Genomic DNA, 18868 nt, shown 5'->3' with positions numbered 1-18868 from the left:
CCTGCTAGCTTTTCGCTGCCGCGTTGTTCTCTTTCTTCACCAACACATCAATGGCGACACCCAGTTTTTGCAGTGCCGATCCGCGCCATTTGATGTCTTTCCAGAGCGGCAGAGGAAGCTTATTCACCAGCGGCAGCAGCCCGTTGAAAAATATCATCTGTGCGGCGGGATGCTGGCCAGCGTAGTCGTTGCCAATATTTTTTAAATCATTCACTTCCATGCCGTTTGCCGCGAAGGAGAGCACCCGCCGCGCCATATCGATGCCGCCTGCGGCGACCACGGGAATCTTGCCGCGCGACCGCAGACGGTCGAGCAGCTCGGTGCTCTGCGTAATCAACTGACCGACATGTCTCGATTCGGCCAGCCCAAGGTGGATGCGGCGCAGCGAACTGGACTTGAGCGACGGCGTAAACGCGGCGATGTCTTCCGACAGCGCGCGCTGAAGCGTTCGCAGGCCGGGCACCATCTGCTCGTAACCAAAGCGCTCAAGCAGGCTGTCGAAAATGGCGGCGGCGGACTGTTGCCTGACGATGCCTTTATAATAGAGATTGCGAATTGACTGTTTTTCATCAGGATCGGTGGTGAAGCTGGCAATGGCTTTCGCGGTATTCAGACCGGCCTTGACTTCGCCGCCGAACGCTTCATGCAGCTTATCAAGCCCGCTGCTGGCCGCGGCCGCGAGCTGGTGATCGCCCGTACGATCGGCCTCGCGCAGCGCCATGCGCAGCATCAGGTCGCAGCGCGCCGGATCGCCTTCTGCGGCGTCTACCAGCGAATCCGCACTCTGCTCGCCCGGCTTGCCCAGCGCGCTTCTCATCTCGCCCAGACGCGCTTCCAGGCGATCCTGCTGCTGATCGTCCAGCATCTGATACAGCTCGATCAGGCTCTCGATTCGCTCTACCGACTTACGATTGCTGCGCAAATGCGCCGTGTTGATTTGTCGGCGGTTCAGTCCCTTGGTTTTTTTCTCCATTTTTTCACTGAACAGCGAACCGAGTTCTTCCAGTGAATCGAGCGGGATGCCCGCCGGCGACTGGGTATTGACCGCACGCGGACGCGTCTCGTTTCCCGCAGCGGTAGATAACGGGCTGTCCTGTTTGAGCAGACTTTTCGCCATGGCCTGCTGAAACTGCAAGGAGGACTGAACTTTTATCATCGCGGCCTCTGCGTTGTTTTCGTGGTTATGTTACGTGGACAAAGAGAGCAATAAGTTCCCGGATAAAAATAAACTAAAGATGCATTTAAAAGGACAGATTTAAGCGACAATTCTTTTTGTGTAAAAAGTTGCACAGTTAATCTGACCCGGCGGTCATTTTTTGTCTCAGATGATTCTTAAGTTAAAAATAAAAGCCAGTAATAATCAGCCTCGCGCTATTTTTTATCGGCTGGCACGCTCCTTGCTATATGACCCTTGCAGGCTGTTAATTAATTTCAGGAGCGTTACTATGTTAACTTCATCCGTAGAATTGTCATTTTCACCTGAAGCACCCACGGTTATTTTGTGGCAGGAAATTCTTTGTCAGCAAAATCGTAAGCTACATAATTTTATTCGCAAGCGCGTTTCTAACCGTGAAGATGTTGAAGACATCGCACAAATGACCTGCGTGGAAGTGTTGCGCAACAGTCATAAATTTCTCGGCGCGTCACGTCCGGAAACCTGGCTGTTCGGCATTGCCGCCAACCTGATCCGTAACTACTACAAAACGCATCACAACCGTTTTTTGTTTGACAGTTTGAATGAGGACAATCCGCTGGAGCTGGTTCAGGATTGCGATCCCAGCGATATTATCGCCAACGATCAGTTGCTTAACGTTATGGCCAGCTCCATTGATAAACTGCCTGACGACACCCGCGAAATGCTGACCATTCTTGTAGAGCGCAACGGCAGCTATCAGGACGTGGCTTCTACGCTGGATATTCCGCTTGGCACGGTAAAATCTCGTCTGTCGCGCGTACGCGAGTCGCTGAGAAGCACGATTAGCTGAATTAAGCTAATTTTTTAGTCTGAATTCGATGAAAATATTTATCTGAGGGTTGGATCAATTTTCAGATGAATGTTAATGGTCATCAGGGAAATTATTTGCTGTAATTACCGCTTAATGGTTCAGTTTTCAAATGGCACACTAAGCGGTAATAATACAGATGGTAAATTTACTTTTCCGTTTTCAGAGAGAAAAATGCATTCGCCTGAAATATTCAGCCTTAATGTGAATAGAAACTCACAGGATGGCCGCTCAATCCTCCCCGACTTTGCCCTTGACAAAGTTAATGATGCTCTCTATTTAGTTGGTCCTGACGCCAGGCTTGCTTATATTAATAATAAAGCGTGCGAAATGTTAGGCTATAAATACCGGGAACTGATCCGTCTTACGTATTCCAACGTGGAGGAGGAATTGCTGGATCCTGACGTGGCCGCGCTGTGGTGGAAACTCAGCCAGCGCCCGGAAGGTATCCGCTTCACTTCTCAGCACCGCATGAAAAGCGGCGAAATCATTCCGGTCGAGGTCAGCTCCAGCGCCTATGTGCATCAGCAGCAAAACATGGTGCTGTGCGTGGTGCGTGACGTACGCGAGCTTAAGCAGCGTACCGAGCGCTATCTGCAACAGGAGCAGCAGTTCCGCTCGCTGGTTGAAAACTCCCCTGATCTGATGGCCCGTTTCGATACCGATCTGCGGTGTCTGTACGTGAATCCGCTGGTGCTTGAGCTGGTTGGCTGCACGGCGGAGCAGGCGCATGGCTGGCATCTGACCGATACCATTCCTTTTGATGAAACCGGCATGCGTCTTTTCCGGCTGGTTTCCAACACGCTGGCCAGCGGCGAAAAAAGCGAGGCTGAGCTGGAAGCGAATTATGACGATCGCACCATGGTGCTGCACGTTCGCTGCGTGCCCGAGTTTAATCTGAACGGCGAGGTGACCACCATTCTGGCGGTCGGTCGTGATATCACCCGGCTGCGCGACGTGGAAAATCAGGTTCGCGCCGCGCATCAACAGCTGCGGCTGCTGGCCAGCAATCAGCAGCAGCAAACCGAGGATGAGCGCAAACACATCGCGCGTGAAATCCATGACGAGCTGGGGCAGCATCTCACCAGCCTGCGCGCCGGCCTGTCGGTCATCGGCATGCAGCCCCACGATCCGCAGCAGGTTAGCCAGCAGGTTGACTACCTGATGACGCTGATTGACAGCACCATTCAGGTAGTGCGCGACGTCTCTACCCGTCTGCGGCCAAATATGCTGAATATGGGGCTGGTTCCCGCGCTGGAATGGTTGCGCGATGAATTTGTGAAGAACAGCGGCTGTAGCTGTATGCTGATTGTTCCCGATAAAAAACCGGTGACGCTGGGCGATCAGGCGGTGACGGCGGTTTTCCGGGTCGTACAGGAGTCGCTGACCAATATTTCGCGACATGCGCAGGCCACCAGGGTGTCCATTATCGTGCAGACCACGCGGGACGCCATCGTGATTCAGATCCGTGATAACGGTCGCGGCTTTCAGATGCAGTCGGTGCGTCACGATGCTTTTGGCCTGCTCGGCATCCGTGAGCGCGTGGGCATGCTCAAGGGTGAAGTGAACATCTCAAGTACACCCGGCGAAGGCACCCAGCTTGAACTCACGCTGCCGCTGGTTGCCAATCCGTCACACTGAACTGCTATGCTGTGACTTTACCGTCGCAATAGTGAACCGGGAAACAGGATGAGTGAAGTTATACGGTTAGTCATTGCCGACGATCACGCGTTAATGCGTGAAGGATTGAAACAGATTTTTGCACTGGACAAGATGATTGACGTGGTCGGCGAGGCCGGGGACGGCGGCGAAGTGCTGGAGCGCCTGCGGCTGGGCGGCATCGATCTGCTGCTGCTGGACATTTCCATGCCCGGCATCAGCGGCGAGGATTTAATCAACCGCATTCATGCGCAGTATGAAAATCTGCCGATTCTGGTTCTCAGTATGTTTAATGAGCCGCAGATCGCGCGACGCGTGCTTAACTGCGGCGCGCTGGGCTACATTACCAAAGACAAAAATCCTGACGCACTGCTGACCGCGATCCGCAGCGTGGCATCCGGTTCACGCTACATCGATCACGATCTGGCGCAGGAAATTGTCTTTGCCGAGTACCAGAACGGGAATCGTGCGCTGCATGAAACGCTCACCACGCGCGAGCGGCAGATACTGCTGATGCTGGCACATGGCGAAACCATCAATGCCATCGCCGAGGCGCTGTCAATCAGCAACAAAACCGTCAGCACCTATAAATCGCGCATGATGGACAAAATGCAGTTCGCCAGCAATGCCGATATTGTGAAGTACGCCATCAGCCATCATCTCGTGCAGTAGCCTGCGGGCTACTGCTCTTTTTCCTCGCCGAGGGTCTTCGCCTCAACGAAAGTCACGCTGCGGCGTAGCTGTCGGTTCGCAAGAAAAACCGGCAGCGCCATAAACAGCAGCAGGCTGCCCGTCATGCCGCAGGTCAGCAGGCTGATATGGCCAGCCCAGCCGGTGCCCGCCGTCAGGCCGGCAATCACCATCGACAGCAAAAAGAAGAATGTCAGCGTCAGGCCAATCGGCCAGATGTTGCTGATATCCATATCGCTGAGCGCCATTTTTACCGGCAGCCTCGCCTCTCTGGCAGCCTCCTGCTCGCTGCGCATGGTTTGTTCCACTGCGTGCAGATCAATACTGCGCAGCAGAAAGTCCTGTTCGGCGGAGGGATCGTGCAGCGCGTCAAAAACCCGACTGACCGGCGGAAAAGTCAGCGGCCAGCTACCGGCATGCACGCCATAGGTTGTCAGCGCTGGCAGCGTAATACGGGGCCAGAGCACCGGCTGGAGATAGCGATCGTTCAGCACCACCCAGCTTTGACGTGTTTCTCCCTGGCTGACGTGATAGAGCCGGAAACGATCCGCCGGTGGATAGGTCAACAGGGTGACGCGCGCGGTGAGCAAAGGAATATGCCGATAGCGACAGTAGTTCACTCTGCTCTGTCCCTGCGCGGCCAGCAGCACGCCCAGTGCCGGAATAAAATAGTAGGAGGTACTTTCCGCGGCGGAAGGGCTTTGCAGATGCTCAACCAGTCGCGCTTCGCTGCTGGCGCTAAGGTGTTCAGGCCACCACTGACCACTGCGGCTGATTACGCGCTCCACGGGCACCTGAAAAATGCCCAGCGGCTCCGTCTGTGCTGGCAGGCTGGCAAACGGAACAATTTTACTGAAAAAAGTCAGCGCATCGTCCGGGCCGCTCCACTCACCGCTCGCTTCCAGGCCATGCAGATTGGCGGTAAGGTCGGCCCAGCCGTTTTTGCCCAGTACATCGATCTGAAATTTGGTATCGGCCAGCCGTTTCCCCAGCGCCAGAATCGGCTGGGGGATCCCCTCCATAGAGAGCTCAGGCGCGCTGCTGTGTTCACTTTCCATACTGCATGTCCCCAAAGTCGCTTGCCATCAACAAGATATAAAGATAAAGGATTTCAAACCGCTAACGCCGAACGACGTTAAGGAAAAACAACAGGTTGCCCACGGCCGGCAGAAGAAGATCCTCTGGTGCCATGAAAGGTTTTTTTTATCGAATAAGAAATTTGGCTTTAGTCAAAAAATCAAGCATTTTCAAGGTGATAGTATACTTGCGATGCATTATTAAGCGCAATAGCCACAGCGAAAGGAAGCATAAAGAGAGCGATAAGGGAGAGAACCGGCGCGCAACAGGCGCCGGTTTAGAGGATCAGATAAACTGCTGTAGTACCAGGCAACCCACCAGCCCGCACACGGCGATGATGGTTTCCAGCGCCGACCACGAGCGCAGTGTTTCGCCAATGGTCAGGTTGAAATACTCTTTGAACAGCCAGAAGCCCGGATCGTTAACGTGTGAGAAGATCACGCTGCCGGAACCCACCGCAATCACCATCAGCTCAGGGCTCACGCCGGTGGTGGCGATAATCGGCGCCACGATGCCGCCTGCGGTGATCGCCGCGACCGTTGCCGACCCCAGCGCGATACGCAGCGCCGCAGCAACGGACCAGGCCAGCAGCAGCGGAGATATCGCACTCCCCTGCATCAGGCCCGCGATATATTTATCCACGCCGCCGTCAACCAGAACCTGCTTGAACGCCCCGCCGCCGCCAATAATCAGCAGCATCATGGCGATGATTTTGATGGAATCGGTGAGGGTTTGCATCACCTCATCCATGCTGCGGCCGCGGTTCAGGCCAAAGGTGAACAGCGCAATCAGCACGGCAATCAGCGTCGCCATGATCGGATCGCCGAAAAATTCCGCCCAGCCCAGCAGAGGATGTCCTTTCGGCAATATCATTTCGGCCACGGCGCGCAGCGCCATCAGGATCACCGGCACCAGCGACGTCCAGACGCTGACCGCAAAGCCAGGCATTTCCGCTTCGGTAAAGTTTTTCGAGTTATACATGCCTTCCGGGATCGGTTTATCAATCTTTTTCAGGAAGCGTGCATAGACAGGGCCAGCGAGAATAACGGTGGGGATGGCCAGGATAGTGCCGAACAGCAGCGTGCGGCCCATGTCAGCATGGAACAGCGTAGCGATAGCGGTCGGGCCGGGATGCGGCGGCAGAAAGCCGTGCGTTACCGACAGCGCAGCGGCCATTGGCACACCGATAAAGAGCAGCGGTACGCGTGCCGCGGCGGCGATGGTGAACACCAGCGGCAGCATCAGCACAAACCCCACTTCGTAGAACAGCGCAAAACCAACGGTAAAACCGGTAAGCACCACCGCCCACTGAATGTATTTCTCACCAAACTTGCTGATGAGCGTGGTGGCAATGCGCTGAGCGCCGCCGCAGTCCGCCAGCAGCTTACCGAGCATAGCGCCGAAGCCCATGATCAGCGCCAGACTGCCCAGCGTGCCGCCAACGCCTGCTTTGATTGAGGCAATAACTTTGGTAACCGGCATTCCCTGCATGATACCCACCGCCAGCGCGACCAGTATCAGTGCAATAAATCCATTCAGCTTGAAGCGGATCATCAGCAGTAGCAGCAGCACCACGCCAATCGCAACGATGACTAAAGGCATAACGTTTTCTCCGATGCGCATGTTCTGCGGCCTGCCGCAGACACACTATTATTTTTCGCCCTGAGCGTGGCTACGCAGTTTCAGGGCTCAGTTGTTACCGGGAACATGTTAACGATAACCCTGCTCAACGGATACGCACTGAAGAGACGGAATTTACATTTTGCGAGGGGGATCAAACTTTCAACAGACGCCCCCGTGCCGCCTGGTAAGCATTATTTGAAAAACCGGTTATTGACATGAAACAAGAATGCCGATTAATAAACACAACTAAATGTAACTTAATATGTCAAAACAAACGTTTTCAGGCCGTCATTTTTTAACAATTTATGCCGGTGGTTCGTTATGAAAACGGCATAACACAGGGCAACCGTTACGTTTGCGTGGCTGGCAGAGCGTTAAAGGTGGGAACGCGTGCAAAAATGAATATTTTTCGCTACATAACCACAAGGTTTATTATTTTTTATCGTCAGGTATGTGCAATAAGAGAAAATTTCTACGGTTTAAAACTGCATCCCGGCTGTCAAACGGTATCATGATCACAATTATGGGCTGTAAAACAAACTTCTTTTAAACCATACGGATACATTAATTTCACACATTACTATCACCCTGATAATTAAATTTAACAAAACAGAGACATTATTTACCGAGGCGGTGAAACAATTTTTCGCAAAGGCAAAATCCCGTCGAACCGGAATAACGTTATGGTTACCGCTCCTTCTTATTATTCCGCCCGTCGTTAATTTACCGCGTTTCTTCTGTCTGTAACGATGAAATGCGGCCAGCTTGTTAACAGCAGGTTATTAAAATAAAGAGCAGCACAGGTCAGTTCGAGGTAAGCCATGTTTGGAGTAGATGCGTTTCATCTGGCAAGGATTCAGTTCGCTTTCACCGTTTCCTTTCATATTATTTTTCCCGCCATCACCATCGGGCTGGCCAGTTTTCTGGCGGTGCTTGAAGGGCTGTGGCTGAAAACCCATAACCGCGACTATCGCGATCTCTATCACTTCTGGTCAAAAATTTTCGCAGTGAACTTCGGCATGGGCGTGGTTTCCGGGCTGGTGATGGCCTACCAGTTCGGCACCAACTGGAGTGGCTTTTCACAATTTGCCGGCAGCATTACCGGCCCGCTGCTTACCTATGAAGTGCTGACCGCCTTCTTCCTTGAGGCTGGATTTCTGGGCGTGATGCTGTTTGGCTGGAACCGCGTTGGCCCGGGCCTGCACTTTTTTGCCACCTGCATGGTAGCGCTCGGCACGCTGATCTCCACCTTCTGGATCCTGGCATCAAACAGCTGGATGCAAACGCCGCAGGGTTTTGCCATTGAAAACGGTATCGTGGTGCCGGTTGACTGGTTCAAAATTGTGTTTAACCCGTCGTTCCCCTACCGTCTGCTGCATATGTCTACCGCTGCTTTTCTGGCGAGCGCGTTCTTTGTCGGCGCGTCGGCGGCGTGGCATCTGCTGCGCAAAAATGATACGCCCGCTATTCGCAAAATGCTCTCGATGGCGCTGTGGATGGCGCTGATTGTTGCGCCCATTCAGGCGATGCTCGGCGATGCGCACGGCCTGAACACGCTTAAGCATCAGCCGGCGAAGATCGCCGCAATGGAAGGCCACTGGGAAAACCCGCCGGGCGAAGCAACGCCGTTGATCCTGTTCGGCCTGCCGGATATGGAGCAGGAGAAGACCCGCTATGCGCTGGAAATCCCTTACCTCGGCAGCCTGATCCTGACCCACAGTCTGGATAAGCAGGTGCCGGCGCTGAAGTCATTCCCGAAAGAGGATCGGCCCAACTCCACCATTATTTTCTGGTCGTTTCGCATTATGGCCGGACTTGGCATGCTGATGGTGCTGCTCGGCGTGGTCAGCCTGTGGCTGCGTATCCGTGGTCGTCTTTACAGCTCGCGTCCGTTTCTGTGGTTTGCGCTGCTGATGGGGCCGTCCGGGTTGATCGCCATTCTGGCCGGCTGGTTTACCACCGAGATTGGCCGGCAGCCGTGGGTGGTTTATGGCCTGATGCGCACGCGCGACGCGGTCTCTGCGCATGGCGATCTACATATGAGCCTGAGCCTGCTCGCCTTTATTCTGGTTTACTCATCGGTGTTCGGCGTGGGTTATATCTATCTTTTTAATCTGATCAAAAAAGGCCCGCAGCAAGGGGAAGGCGACGGCACCGATCACGGTGGGCCCGGCACAACGCACACGCCAGCACGTCCGCTCTCCGCAGCGAAAGAAAAACTTACTAACGAAGAGGGTCGCTAATCGTGGGCATCGATCTCCCAATTATCTGGTTTACCATCATCGTGTTTTCCACGCTGATGTATATCGTGATGGACGGATTCGATCTGGGCATCGGCATTCTTTTTCCGTTCAATAAAGATGCTACCGAGCGCGACATGATGGTAAACACTGTCGCGCCGGTATGGGATGGCAACGAAACCTGGCTGGTGCTCGGCGGCGCAGGCCTGTACGGGGCGTTTCCGCTGGCCTATGCGGTCATTATCGACGCCCTTTCGGTGCCGCTGACGGTGATGCTGATTGGGTTGATTTTTCGCGGCGTGGCCTTTGAATTCCGCTTCAAAGCCACCGAAGAGCACCGCCCTTTTTGGGATAAGTCGTTTATCGCCGGATCGTTTTTAGCCACCTTTAGTCAGGGGGTCGTGCTCGGCTCCTTCATTAACGGCTTTGAAGTGACCGGCCGCGCGTACAGCGGCCCTGAACTGCTGTGGCTGACGCCGTTTGCGCTGTTCTGCGGGCTGGGCCTGGTGGTTGCCTACGCGCTGCTCGGCAGCAGCTGGCTGATTATGAAAACCGAAGGCGAACTGCATCGTAAAATGACCGCGCTGACGCGTCCGTTGCTGCTGGCGCTGCTGGCTATTATTGTTGTGGTCAGCATCTGGACGCCGCTTCAGCACGCGGACATCATGCACCGCTGGTTTACCCTGCCGAACCTGTTCTGGTTCCTGCCGGTGCCGGTGCTGGTGCTGCTGGTGTCAGTATTGCTGCTGCGCGCGCTCAGACGCCACGCGCACTATGCGCCTTTCCTGCTGACGCTGGCACTGGTCTTCCTGGGTTTTACCGGCCTCGGCATCAGCATCTGGCCCGATATCATTCCGCCCTCCATCACCATCTGGCAGGCTGCCTCACCGCCGCAGAGCCTGAGCTTTATGCTGGTCGGCAGCCTGATTATCATTCCTGTGATCCTGGTTTACACCTTCTGGAGCTACTACGTTTTCCGGGGGAAAATCAAGCCGGATGCGGGTTATCACTGATTCACTGACGGGAGGTGATATGGTTTCTCCACTCTGGAAACGCCTGATGTGGCTGGTGGTTATCTATGCGGGCAGCGTGCTGGCGCTCGGCGTGGTCGCTACGCTGTTTCGCCTGATGATGACCGCCGCTGGCATGAAGTCACACTAGCGCAGTCACTCCTTCTTACTGCTGTCATAATTTTAAACACTACCGCAGCGGTAAGATTGCCATGATGGTCTATGCTTAATCCTGTTCATGAGGAAATCATGCCATCAAGAAGGAGGAAGTATGAGTTTATTAGATAAAGCTAACGATAAAGCTGAAGAAGCGCTGGGTAAAGGCCAGGAGCAGTTCGGTAAAGCTTCCGATTCGCCAGAGCATGAGCTGAAAGGCAAAGCGCGCCAGACCGCCGCAAAAGCCTCTTACGCTGTTGATGACGCGCTGGACTGCGTGAAAAGCAAAACCCAGGATTCCCCTTTCGCCGCGCTGGCCTTTGCCGCGGGCGTTGGATTCCTGGTTGCGAAGATCTTTGGTGGTCGTCGCTAAGCCAGTCCCCCGCTTTGGTAAAAAGGCCGACGCTGTCGGCCTTTTTTTATTCCTCAATCCTGAGCTGCGCGCGCGGCGTGTAAAAGCGACGAGACGTCAGATAGCCGGTTAACACGGTCGCGAGACTGGCAGTCCCTAACAGCATGAACGTCACCATAATCTGATATTTAATCGCCAGCAAGGGATCGATACCGGCAAAAATGAGTCCGGACATCATGCCCGGCAGGCTGACCAGCCCGACGGTTTTAGCGGCATCGACGGTTGGGATCAGCGCAGCGCGAATGCTGTCACGGACAATCTCCGCCGAAGCCAGTTTTACTGAGGCGCCCAGCGCCAGCTTCTCCATAATCTGCTGTTTGTCGCTGTAAAAACGCCGATCCAGATTGCTGAAGCACAGGCCAACCGCCACCATTGCGTTACCGGCAATCATCCCCGAAAGCGGTATCACCTGCATAGGCACAAAATGGATCGCGTGACTTAAGGTCAAAATCATCAGGGTGGTCACGGTGCTGGCGGTAATCGCCAGAAAAGCGATGGCAAAGGCGCGATCGCTGTGCTGACTGCGTTTGCGCGCATTCAGCGCGGCATTCAGGCAGATAAACAGCACCATCGCCACCGTCAGCGTAACGTTGCTGACCGCGAAAAGCATTTTCAGCACCGCGCCGACAATCAGTAGCTGGACGACCGCGCGAAACACGCTCCAGAGAATATCGCGCCCCAGGCCAAGCCGCTCTTTTCCGCTGATCGCCAGCGCAATCGCCACCAGCATCAACGCCATTCCTAATGACTGCGTGGTGATATCAGGCTGATTCATGCTGCCTCCCGACGGGCCTGAGCGCTAACAGGCGGGAGGCCTGCGCGATCTCCGATGGATCGTGGCTGACCCAAACCGCCGCCATGCCGTGCTGGTTGATAAGCTCGTCGATCAGCTGGTGAATAACCCGTTTGTTCTGCTCATCCAGCGCGCTGGTTACCTCATCCAACAGCAGCACCTGCGGTAAAAATTGCAGGTTGCGCAGCAGTGCGACCCGCTGTTTTTCGCCGCCGGAAAGCTGCGTCACCGGCGTGTCGAGCAGATCGTCGGCAAGATTCACCCGGCGGAGCCAGCGTTGTAGCGTGGCGCGTTCGGGCCGTTTTTGCCGGATCTGCCAGGGGAACGCCAGGTTATCCCACACCGTTTCACCAAACAGCGCGGGCGTCTGGCTGCACCAGGAAACCTGCTGACGGTAGGCTTCGGGCTTCAGTTCGCTGACGGGCCGTCCGCTGAAGAAAATCGCGCCGCTGGCAGGTTCAAGCAGCGACGCAAGGATCTTCAACAGCGTGCTTTTACCGCAGCCGGAAGGGCCGGTAACGTGCAGCCGTTCACCGGCGTTGAGCGTAAAGGAGACGGGGGCGAGACGCTGGCGGCCTGCCTGAGAACAGGTCACGTCACGCACGTCCAACAAAGGTGAGATAATCGACATCATTTCGTCCTGAAAAAATCGTCGCCGTGATAATAGCGCAATCGGCTTTGTTTACGCCTCTCTTTTTGCCAGAGCAAAAAAAGGGACAACGTTATGTTGTCCCTTAAACAATCTTACTGAAAATTATTTCTTCGCGTCGTCCGGCAGCGCGTAGGCAACAATATAGTCGCCCAGTTTGGTGCCAAACGAACCGTGTCCGCCAGCGGCGATCAGCACATACTGCTTGCCGTTCACCTCATAGGTCATCGGCGTTGCCTGGCCGCCCGCAGGCAGGCGCGCTTCCCACAGCTTGTCGCCGTTGGTGACGTTAAAGGCGCGCAGGTAGTTATCCGCCGTCGCAGCGATGAACATCACGTTACCCGCCGTAGAGATCGGCCCGCCAAGCATCGGCATACCCATCCTGAACGGCAGCGGCAGAGGCGAGCTGTCGTAGACGGTACCAATACGTTTTTTCCACGCGATCTGGTTGGTTTTCAGATCCACCGCAGAAACGTAGCCCCAGGCGGGCTGCTTGCACGGAAAACCGGTCGGCGCCAGGAACGGATTCAGCGTCACGCCGTAAGGCACGCCGTACTGCGGCTGAACGCCAGTTTCCGTGCCGCTGCCGCCTTTATCGTTCTCATTCGGCCACAGCGGATTATTCGGCCCGCGCGGGATCAGACGAGAAACGAACGGCAGCGCCATCGGGTTAGTCACCGCAATCTGACGATCGGTATCCACCGAGATGCCGCCCCATTCGAACATGCCGAGGTTGCCAGGGAACACCAGCGTGCCCTGCTCGGACGGCGGCGTGAACGGGCCTTCGTAGCGCAGGCTGTGGAACATCACGCGGCAGATCAGCTGATCGTAAATGGTGGCGCCCCACATATCCGCCCCGGTGAGGTTTTTCTTCGGACGGTAGGTCAGTTCCGAATAAGGCTGCGTCGGCGACAGGCGATCGCCCTTCGCCGGCCCCTGTGGAACCGGGGTTTCCGGCGCGGGCACCACGGTTTTACCGGTGCGGCGATCCAGCACGAAAATATTGCCGGTTTTCGCCGGAACGTAAATCACCGGCACGGTATTGCCGCTCTTGTCGGTAATGTCAGCCAGCGTTGGCTGAGCCGGTACGTCCATATCCCAGAGATCGTGATGCACGGTCTGATAGAACCAGGCAAGCTTGCCGGTGGTGGCATTCAGCGCCAGCATGCCGCTGGCGAAGCGCTCCATTTCCGGCGTGCGGTTGCCGCCCCAGATATCCGGCGTGGTCACGCCAATCGGCAGATAGACCAGATCCAGTTTTGCATCGTAGGCGGCGGGCGCCCAGGAGTTAGGTGAGTTAGCCACATAGTGCTGCTCGCCTTCCGGCAGCACGTTAGGATCTTTCGCGCCGGTATCGAAGGCCCACAGCAGCTTACCGGTGTTCACATCAAAGCCACGGATGACGCCAGACGGCTCGCGGGTGGAGTAGTTATCGGTTACCGCGCCCGCTATCACGATGGTGGTATCGGTGATCACCGGCGGCGAAGTCGGCTCATAGGCTCCCGCGCGCGCGTTCGGCATATTCTGTTGCAGGTTTACCTTACCATTTTCGCCAAATTCAGGGCACGGCGCACCGGTTTCTGCGTCCAGCGCATACAGGTTGCCGTCGTTGACTGGCAGGATAATACGGCGCGCGCAGAGCGCAGGCTGGCTGCCCGCAGGCACGGCGGCCGCTTCAGGCGTTTCGTGGTAAGAGACGCCGCGACAGGTGACGTGCTGGAACGACGGATCGGTCTTCAGTTGCGGATCGAACTTCCACTTCTGCTTGCCGGTTGCGGCATCAAGCGCAAACAGGATCTGATGCGGCGTACACAGGTAAAGTGAGTTGCCCATTTTGATCGGGGTGACTTCGTTGGTCAGTTCGCCCGGATCGGTGGCGCGCTTCATGTCGCCGGTGCGGAAGGTCCAGGCCTCTTTCAACTGACCGACGTTTTTGTCGTTGATCTGCGTCAGGGGTGAATAGCGCGTGCCGCCCTGCGTACGACCATAGGCGGGCCAGTCGCCCGCGGCAATGCCGTCCGTTGATTTCGCAACGTTGGAAGCCTGCGCCGGGCTGAGCGAGCCGTTGATCTCCTGCGGATCGTTAAACACAGCGTAGACCAGCGCGACCACGGTCACCGCCAGCACCGCGCCAAGCGCGCCGCGTGCGGCTTTACCTTCGCTGAGGCCCCGGTAAACAAACGGCAGAACCAGCCACAGGCCGAGGAAGAAGGTGACGTCGAGACGCGGCGTCAGCGCCCAAAAGTCGCTGCCCACTTCCCACAGCGACCAAATCAAAGTAGCCAGCAGGAACAACGCGTACAGCAGCAGCGCGGAAGAACGACGACGGAACAGCAGCCAGGCAACGATCAGCTCAACCACGCCGGCTGCGATGTAATACACCGAGCCGCCCAGTTTCGCCAGCCAGATGCCGCCAATGAGCAGATACGCTCCGCTGATGGCGGCAAAGACAGCCGTCAGTACCACGATCGCTCGTGAAACCGATGTTTTAGACATAATATTTTCCCTTACCAAAATGTAACGCCTTCGATTTAGCGCACAGGCCAAATCGCTTAAAACACCCTCGCCGTGCACCACGGTCGGGGCTGTTATGAATTCTATTGAAACGTATAGCTGAGCGAGGCGCCGACGCCGTAGTTACGCCCCGGCGCGGGTTCGTAATAGCGACCGTTGCCTTCATTGACGATCACCGATCCCGCGTAGGTTTTATCAAACAGATTATCAACGCGGCCAGACAGGTCGAGCGACCACTTGTCCTGCGTAAAGCGGTAGCCGCTGCTCAGGCCCGCTACCGTGTAAGACGGCGCTTTTGCATTGTTTTCGTCATTGGCCTGAATGCTGCTCAGATAGCGAATATCCACACCTGCGTGCCAGCCCGCATCCGGCATCCATCCCAGCGAAGCATAGCCCATATTGCGCGACACACCCGGTAAACGATTGCCCGCCGGTGTACAGTTACCGCTGTCGTCGCAGGTTTCATTGCGATAGGTGGCGTCCAGCCAGGTCCAGGCCATCTGCATCCGCCAGTTCTCTGCAAACTGCTGATCAAAAGAGAGCTCAACGCCGCGACGACGGGTTTTGCCCGCATTTTTATACACGGAGCGGCCGTTGCTGCTGTCTGCCACTACCAGTTCATTATCGGTATTGGTCTGAAACAACGCGGCGGTGAGCAGGCCATAGCCGATGCGGGTTTTGCTGCCTAACTCGAAGGTGTCGCTGGTGGACGGCTTCAGCCCCAGGTTCAGGCCGGTCTGGCTACCGTCAACCGAGCGATAAGAGAGTTCGTTGATGGTGGGCGTTTCAAAACCGCGCCCGGCGGAGAAGTAGAGGTTCCAGGCATCGGTCACTGCATAGTTGAGCGCGCCCATCGGCAGCAGTTTGTGATAGCGCTTACTGCCGCTGTCGTCTCCATTCCCCGGCGCGATATAGTAATCTTCCGCATCAAAACTGACGGTGCTGTAGCGCACGCCGGCATCCAGCGTCCATTTTGGCGTCAGCCGCCAGCTGGTTTGCAGGTAGGGATCGAGGTTCCACATCACGTTCTTTTCGTTGCGGCGCTGGCCGCCCTTTTCGCCATACTGCGGCGTGTCGTTCAGCAGGGTAAAGTTTTCGAAGCCCTGACGCCGTTCAGTCATGGTTTCATAATCCAGCCCGCCGGTGAGAGAAAAGGGCACATCGCCCAGCTGGTCATCATGTTGCCAGCGCGTATCCACGCCGGCGTATTTGCGCTCAAGCACAATAACGCCGCCCGGATACGCCGGACGTAACTGAGGAGCCATCGGGATCGACTGATACTGCGTGGTATGACGTTCGCCGTGCCAGGCGGTCAGCGTCAGCCGATCGTTGTCGCTCATCTCGCGCGCGTAACGCAGGCCAAGCTGGGTTTGATCGAGGGTTTTGCGGGTGTTGAAGCTATCGCCACGCGGCGACTGGCGCGGGTTCTCCCGCCACTCATCACGCGTCAGCCCGCCCGGATCGTTGGCATCAACGGAGACGCTGTTAAACATCAGCGTCAGGGTGCTGACCTCGTCGATCCGCACGCCGAGCTTGCCGTTGCCCAGACTTTTCTGCGTGCCGCTGTGGTCGCGAAAACCATGAGTGGTAAAGCGCGAACCGGAGATCAGATAGTTGACGTCGCCCACGTGAGTGCCATCGCCGGTGGCGCCGCTGGCTTTCACGCTGTTGCGCCAGCTCGCGTTGCTGCCGTACCAGGTGCCCGCGCTGAGGGTTGTCGGCGCGCTGCCGGTTTCGCTGTCGATATTGACCACGCCGCCGGAGGCGTTGCCATAGAGCGCAGAGTACGGCCCGCGCAGGACATCAACGTGATCGATGGAGCCGATATCAATGTTGGAGGTTTGCCCCTGCCCGTCCGGCATGGTCGCCGGAATACCGTCGACGTAGACCCGCACACCGCGCACGCCATACATGGATCGGCTGCCGAAGCCGCGTACCGATAGCTGAAGGTCCTGCGCGTAGTTTTGACGATTCTGGATCTGCAAGCCGGGTACGCCGCTCAGCCCTTCCGACAAATTTACCTGCGCGCGATCCCGGCGCAGATCGTCGCCGTTGATCACGCTGACCGCAGCGGGCGTGTCCAGTTCGGAAAGGCCACGCGGCTGGCCAATAACGATCAGTGAATCGCCCTGCGCATAGCTGACCACGGCGGGCAGTAACATCGGGACGATCAGAAAAGCGAAGGTTTTGTTGTTCACAGCATCGGTTCGGTATGAGTAAGGTTTAAAACGTCTCAGCGTTCAGGCTGCGGCACGCACATGCAGATTAGTATATAACCACTCTGAAAACCTGCCCGCGCGCCGTCGTTTTTATGAAAAACCAGCGGGCCGCCCGGAGAACAGGTTTACGGCTGTCATCAGCGCTTAAACGGGAGGTACGTGCCAAAAAGATGCCGGATTGTAGCATTCAGTCGCGGCTTTACGAAGTTATGTTAATGCGATAGCTGAATTGATTCAGTTAAATGCCACAAAATGATCACAATTGCGCAGGTTTTGCGAATGTCATACGCTGCGAGCGGCGACTATACTTAACCGCTCCGATCACAGACAGGACGAGCTATGCGCAGGCTGGATAACACACTATATCGCGCTGCTGGCGTGGGGCTGACGCTGTTGCTGTTGGCAGGCTGCGCCTCGGACGACAAGGGTATGGCCTGTCAGGGCAAAATGGAAACGCTGACCGGCCAGGCGCTCGGCAATATCGAAGGCACGGTCACCGATCGCTTCACCTCGTTCAGCGTTGACGTTGATGAGCCGGAACTGTCGCTGGAAAGCGGCCTGCTGCAAAGCAATGACCGGGAACGCTATTTCCCGTCCGCCGTAACCCGTGAAGGCTGGCTGGCGCAGCGCCTCTCCGACACGCGCTTCAGCGTGATTAACGCGCCGCAGGACAAAATGATCGTCTTCTCCTGCCCTTCCCGCGCGATTTAAGCGCTTGCCGACGGCGTTATGCTATAACCTTTCTTTTACGTTTGCGTAATAAGGATAATAAGCATGAGCGCCAGTCAGATGATTGCCAACCGTCACACCTTTTTCGGCCGTGGAAGCCTGCGCGAACTGCTGCCGTTGCTGAGCGCCGATCCGCAGCCAACGCTGCTGTTCTGCGGAAGGTCTTTTTTAGCGGGTGATGCCTGGGCCGCGTTGGAAAACGACCTGACGCCGCTGCTGGTCGGTCATGAGATTGTCAGCCACGAAGCGTCGCCGGTGGAAATCGACGCCTGGGTCGACCGCTGGCGCGGCAGGGTGCAACGGGTGGTGGCCATCGGCGGAGGCAGCGTGCTTGATGCGGCAAAGGCCTTTGCCGCCCTCAGTCAGCATCCGTTAAACACGCTGCGTTATCTGGAAAAAGTGGGCGATACGGCGGTAACCGGCGCCACGCTGCCGCTGATCGCCATTCCCACCACCGCCGGAACCGGCAGCGAAGTGACGCAGAACGCGGTGGTTACCGATAAAACGGATAACAAGGTAAAGGCCTCGCTGCGTCATCCTGCCTTCGTGCCACAGGTGGCGATCCTCGATCCCGACCTGCTGCGCGGCGCGCCGGACCACGTGCTGGCCTGCTGCGCCATCGACGCCTTTACCCATCTGTTTGAAGCGTACCTTTCTGCGAAGGGCAACCTGTTCACCCGCCAGATGGCGCTGAACGGCATGCGGTCGTTTATCACTGCCTGGCCCCGCCTGAACAGCGACGACGAAGCCGGAGACATCGCGCGTGAGCAGATGATGATGGCATCCTGGCTTGGCGGTCTGAGTTTGAGTATGGCCGGGCTGGGCGTGATCCACGGCATCGCCGGTGAGCTGGGCGCGATAAAAGATTATCATCACGGCGAGGTATGCGGCCGCCTGCTGCTGCCTTTTCTGGAAATTTCAGGAAAGAGCGACCACCCGCAACAGCAGGCGTTGATGAGCGATCTTGCCAATACGCTGTTTCCGGCTTTCACCCTGCCGCCCGCCAGGCTTCTGGCCGAATGGCTGAAGGAAAACGCCATCGTGCCGTTCTGGCAAACGCCGCAGACGCTGACGCAGGCTGAAGTGAGCTGGAT

At 56.4% G+C, this 18868-nt stretch carries 16 protein-coding genes; 9 read left to right on the top strand and 7 right to left on the bottom strand.

Annotated elements, in window-relative coordinates; translation table 11 throughout:
• Window positions 1–4 precede the first annotated feature (4 nt).
• Window positions 5–1156: a type III secretion system gatekeeper subunit SctW gene (sctW, locus tag GS12_RS10365; protein ID WP_052118418.1), complete on the bottom strand. Its 1152-nt coding sequence runs from the start codon at window positions 1154–1156 to the stop codon at window positions 5–7.
• 289 nt (window positions 1157–1445) lie between these two features.
• On the opposite strand from sctW, the gene GS12_RS10360 reads away from it, so the two are divergent.
• The 3 genes from GS12_RS10360 to GS12_RS10350 all read left to right on the top strand — a co-directional run bounded on the left by GS12_RS10360 (window position 1446) and on the right by GS12_RS10350 (window position 4334).
• On the top strand, window positions 1446–1985 hold the full coding sequence (locus GS12_RS10360) for an RNA polymerase sigma factor (RefSeq protein ID WP_051937036.1): 540 nt from the start codon (window positions 1446–1448) through the stop codon (window positions 1983–1985).
• Between the two features lie 222 nt (window positions 1986–2207).
• Window positions 2208–3644, top strand: a complete 1437-nt coding sequence (locus GS12_RS10355) for a PAS domain-containing sensor histidine kinase (protein ID WP_235421127.1) — start codon at window positions 2208–2210, stop codon at window positions 3642–3644.
• A gap of 48 nt (window positions 3645–3692) precedes the next feature.
• The gene (locus GS12_RS10350) at window positions 3693–4334 is read left to right on the top strand and encodes a response regulator (protein ID WP_034913221.1); all 642 of its coding nucleotides are present in this window, start codon (window positions 3693–3695) and stop codon (window positions 4332–4334) included.
• An 8-nt stretch (window positions 4335–4342) separates the two neighbouring features.
• Here GS12_RS10350 and GS12_RS10345 read toward each other — a convergent pair whose 3' ends face one another.
• Window positions 4343–5410, bottom strand: a complete 1068-nt coding sequence (locus GS12_RS10345) for a hypothetical protein (protein ID WP_052118417.1) — start codon at window positions 5408–5410, stop codon at window positions 4343–4345.
• A 304-nt stretch (window positions 5411–5714) separates the two neighbouring features.
• The gene (gene gntT / locus GS12_RS10340) at window positions 5715–7031 is read right to left on the bottom strand and encodes a gluconate transporter (protein ID WP_034918992.1); all 1317 of its coding nucleotides are present in this window, start codon (window positions 7029–7031) and stop codon (window positions 5715–5717) included.
• Window positions 7032–7873: 842 nt separating this feature from the next.
• On the opposite strand from gntT, the gene GS12_RS10335 reads away from it, so the two are divergent.
• The 4 genes from GS12_RS10335 to GS12_RS10325 all read left to right on the top strand — a co-directional run bounded on the left by GS12_RS10335 (window position 7874) and on the right by GS12_RS10325 (window position 10831).
• Window positions 7874–9295: a cytochrome ubiquinol oxidase subunit I gene (locus GS12_RS10335; RefSeq protein ID WP_034946600.1), complete on the top strand. Its 1422-nt coding sequence runs from the start codon at window positions 7874–7876 to the stop codon at window positions 9293–9295.
• Window positions 9296–9297: 2 nt separating this feature from the next.
• Window positions 9298–10305 carry a cytochrome d ubiquinol oxidase subunit II gene (cydB, locus tag GS12_RS10330; protein WP_034913213.1) on the top strand — a complete coding sequence of 336 codons (1008 nt, stop codon included), beginning with the start codon at window positions 9298–9300 and terminating at the stop codon, window positions 10303–10305.
• Window positions 10289–10453, top strand: a complete 165-nt coding sequence (locus GS12_RS23320) for a DUF2474 domain-containing protein (RefSeq protein ID WP_072016875.1) — start codon at window positions 10289–10291, stop codon at window positions 10451–10453. Before cydB ends, GS12_RS23320 begins: the two co-directional genes overlap by 17 nt.
• 120 nt (window positions 10454–10573) lie before the next feature.
• A complete protein-coding gene (locus tag GS12_RS10325) occupies window positions 10574–10831 on the top strand; it encodes a CsbD family protein (protein ID WP_034913209.1) in 258 nt (85 codons plus the stop codon).
• A gap of 46 nt (window positions 10832–10877) precedes the next feature.
• On the opposite strand, the gene fetB is transcribed toward GS12_RS10325, so the two are convergent.
• From fetB to pqqU, 4 genes are all read right to left on the bottom strand, one after another.
• Window positions 10878–11645 carry an iron efflux ABC transporter permease subunit FetB gene (gene fetB / locus GS12_RS10320; RefSeq protein ID WP_034946597.1) on the bottom strand — a complete coding sequence of 256 codons (768 nt, stop codon included), beginning with the start codon at window positions 11643–11645 and terminating at the stop codon, window positions 10878–10880.
• On the bottom strand, window positions 11632–12294 hold the full coding sequence (gene fetA / locus GS12_RS10315) for an iron efflux ABC transporter ATP-binding subunit FetA (RefSeq protein ID WP_034913205.1): 663 nt from the start codon (window positions 12292–12294) through the stop codon (window positions 11632–11634). The genes fetB and fetA overlap by 14 nt, the downstream gene beginning before the upstream one ends.
• A 123-nt stretch (window positions 12295–12417) precedes the next feature.
• Window positions 12418–14808: a glucose/quinate/shikimate family membrane-bound PQQ-dependent dehydrogenase gene (locus tag GS12_RS10310; RefSeq protein ID WP_162834962.1), complete on the bottom strand. Its 2391-nt coding sequence runs from the start codon at window positions 14806–14808 to the stop codon at window positions 12418–12420.
• Window positions 14809–14909: 101 nt separating this feature from the next.
• Window positions 14910–16988 carry a TonB-dependent receptor PqqU gene (pqqU, locus tag GS12_RS10305; protein ID WP_051937405.1) on the bottom strand — a complete coding sequence of 693 codons (2079 nt, stop codon included), beginning with the start codon at window positions 16986–16988 and terminating at the stop codon, window positions 14910–14912.
• A gap of 396 nt (window positions 16989–17384) precedes the next feature.
• On the opposite strand from pqqU, the gene GS12_RS10300 reads away from it, so the two are divergent.
• Window positions 17385–17756 carry a hypothetical protein gene (locus GS12_RS10300; protein WP_034913203.1) on the top strand — a complete coding sequence of 124 codons (372 nt, stop codon included), beginning with the start codon at window positions 17385–17387 and terminating at the stop codon, window positions 17754–17756.
• A 63-nt stretch (window positions 17757–17819) separates the two neighbouring features.
• On the top strand, window positions 17820–18868 hold a 1049-nt coding region (locus GS12_RS10295; protein WP_034946594.1), incomplete at its 3' end, for an iron-containing alcohol dehydrogenase.

This window comes from Erwinia oleae, from assembly GCF_000770305.1.
GTDB lineage: Bacteria > Pseudomonadota > Gammaproteobacteria > Enterobacterales > Enterobacteriaceae > Erwinia > Erwinia oleae.
The sequence above is the reverse complement of the archived record's forward strand: the minus strand, read 5'-3'. Positions and strand labels throughout refer to the sequence as shown.

Excerpts from the sequence above, each read along its gene's own strand:
- sctW (WP_052118418.1), bottom strand. The coding sequence starts at position 1,156 with ATGATAAAAGTTCAGTCCTCCTTGCAGTTTCAGCAGGCCATGGCGAAA.
- GS12_RS10360 (WP_051937036.1), top strand. The coding sequence starts at position 1,446 with ATGTTAACTTCATCCGTAGAATTGTCATTTTCACCTGAAGCACCCACG.
- GS12_RS10350 (WP_034913221.1), top strand. The coding sequence starts at position 3,693 with ATGAGTGAAGTTATACGGTTAGTCATTGCCGACGATCACGCGTTAATG.
- GS12_RS10345 (WP_052118417.1), bottom strand. The coding sequence starts at position 5,410 with ATGGAAAGTGAACACAGCAGCGCGCCTGAGCTCTCTATGGAGGGGATC.
- gntT (WP_034918992.1), bottom strand. The coding sequence starts at position 7,031 with ATGCCTTTAGTCATCGTTGCGATTGGCGTGGTGCTGCTGCTACTGCTG.
- GS12_RS10335 (WP_034946600.1), top strand. The coding sequence starts at position 7,874 with ATGTTTGGAGTAGATGCGTTTCATCTGGCAAGGATTCAGTTCGCTTTC.
- GS12_RS23320 (WP_072016875.1), top strand. The coding sequence starts at position 10,289 with ATGCGGGTTATCACTGATTCACTGACGGGAGGTGATATGGTTTCTCCA.
- GS12_RS10325 (WP_034913209.1), top strand. The coding sequence starts at position 10,574 with ATGAGTTTATTAGATAAAGCTAACGATAAAGCTGAAGAAGCGCTGGGT.
- fetB (WP_034946597.1), bottom strand. The coding sequence starts at position 11,645 with ATGAATCAGCCTGATATCACCACGCAGTCATTAGGAATGGCGTTGATG.
- fetA (WP_034913205.1), bottom strand. The coding sequence starts at position 12,294 with ATGTCGATTATCTCACCTTTGTTGGACGTGCGTGACGTGACCTGTTCT.
- GS12_RS10310 (WP_162834962.1), bottom strand. The coding sequence starts at position 14,808 with ATGTCTAAAACATCGGTTTCACGAGCGATCGTGGTACTGACGGCTGTC.
- pqqU (WP_051937405.1), bottom strand. The coding sequence starts at position 16,988 with ATGTTACTGCCCGCCGTGGTCAGCTATGCGCAGGGCGATTCACTGATC.
- GS12_RS10300 (WP_034913203.1), top strand. The coding sequence starts at position 17,385 with ATGCGCAGGCTGGATAACACACTATATCGCGCTGCTGGCGTGGGGCTG.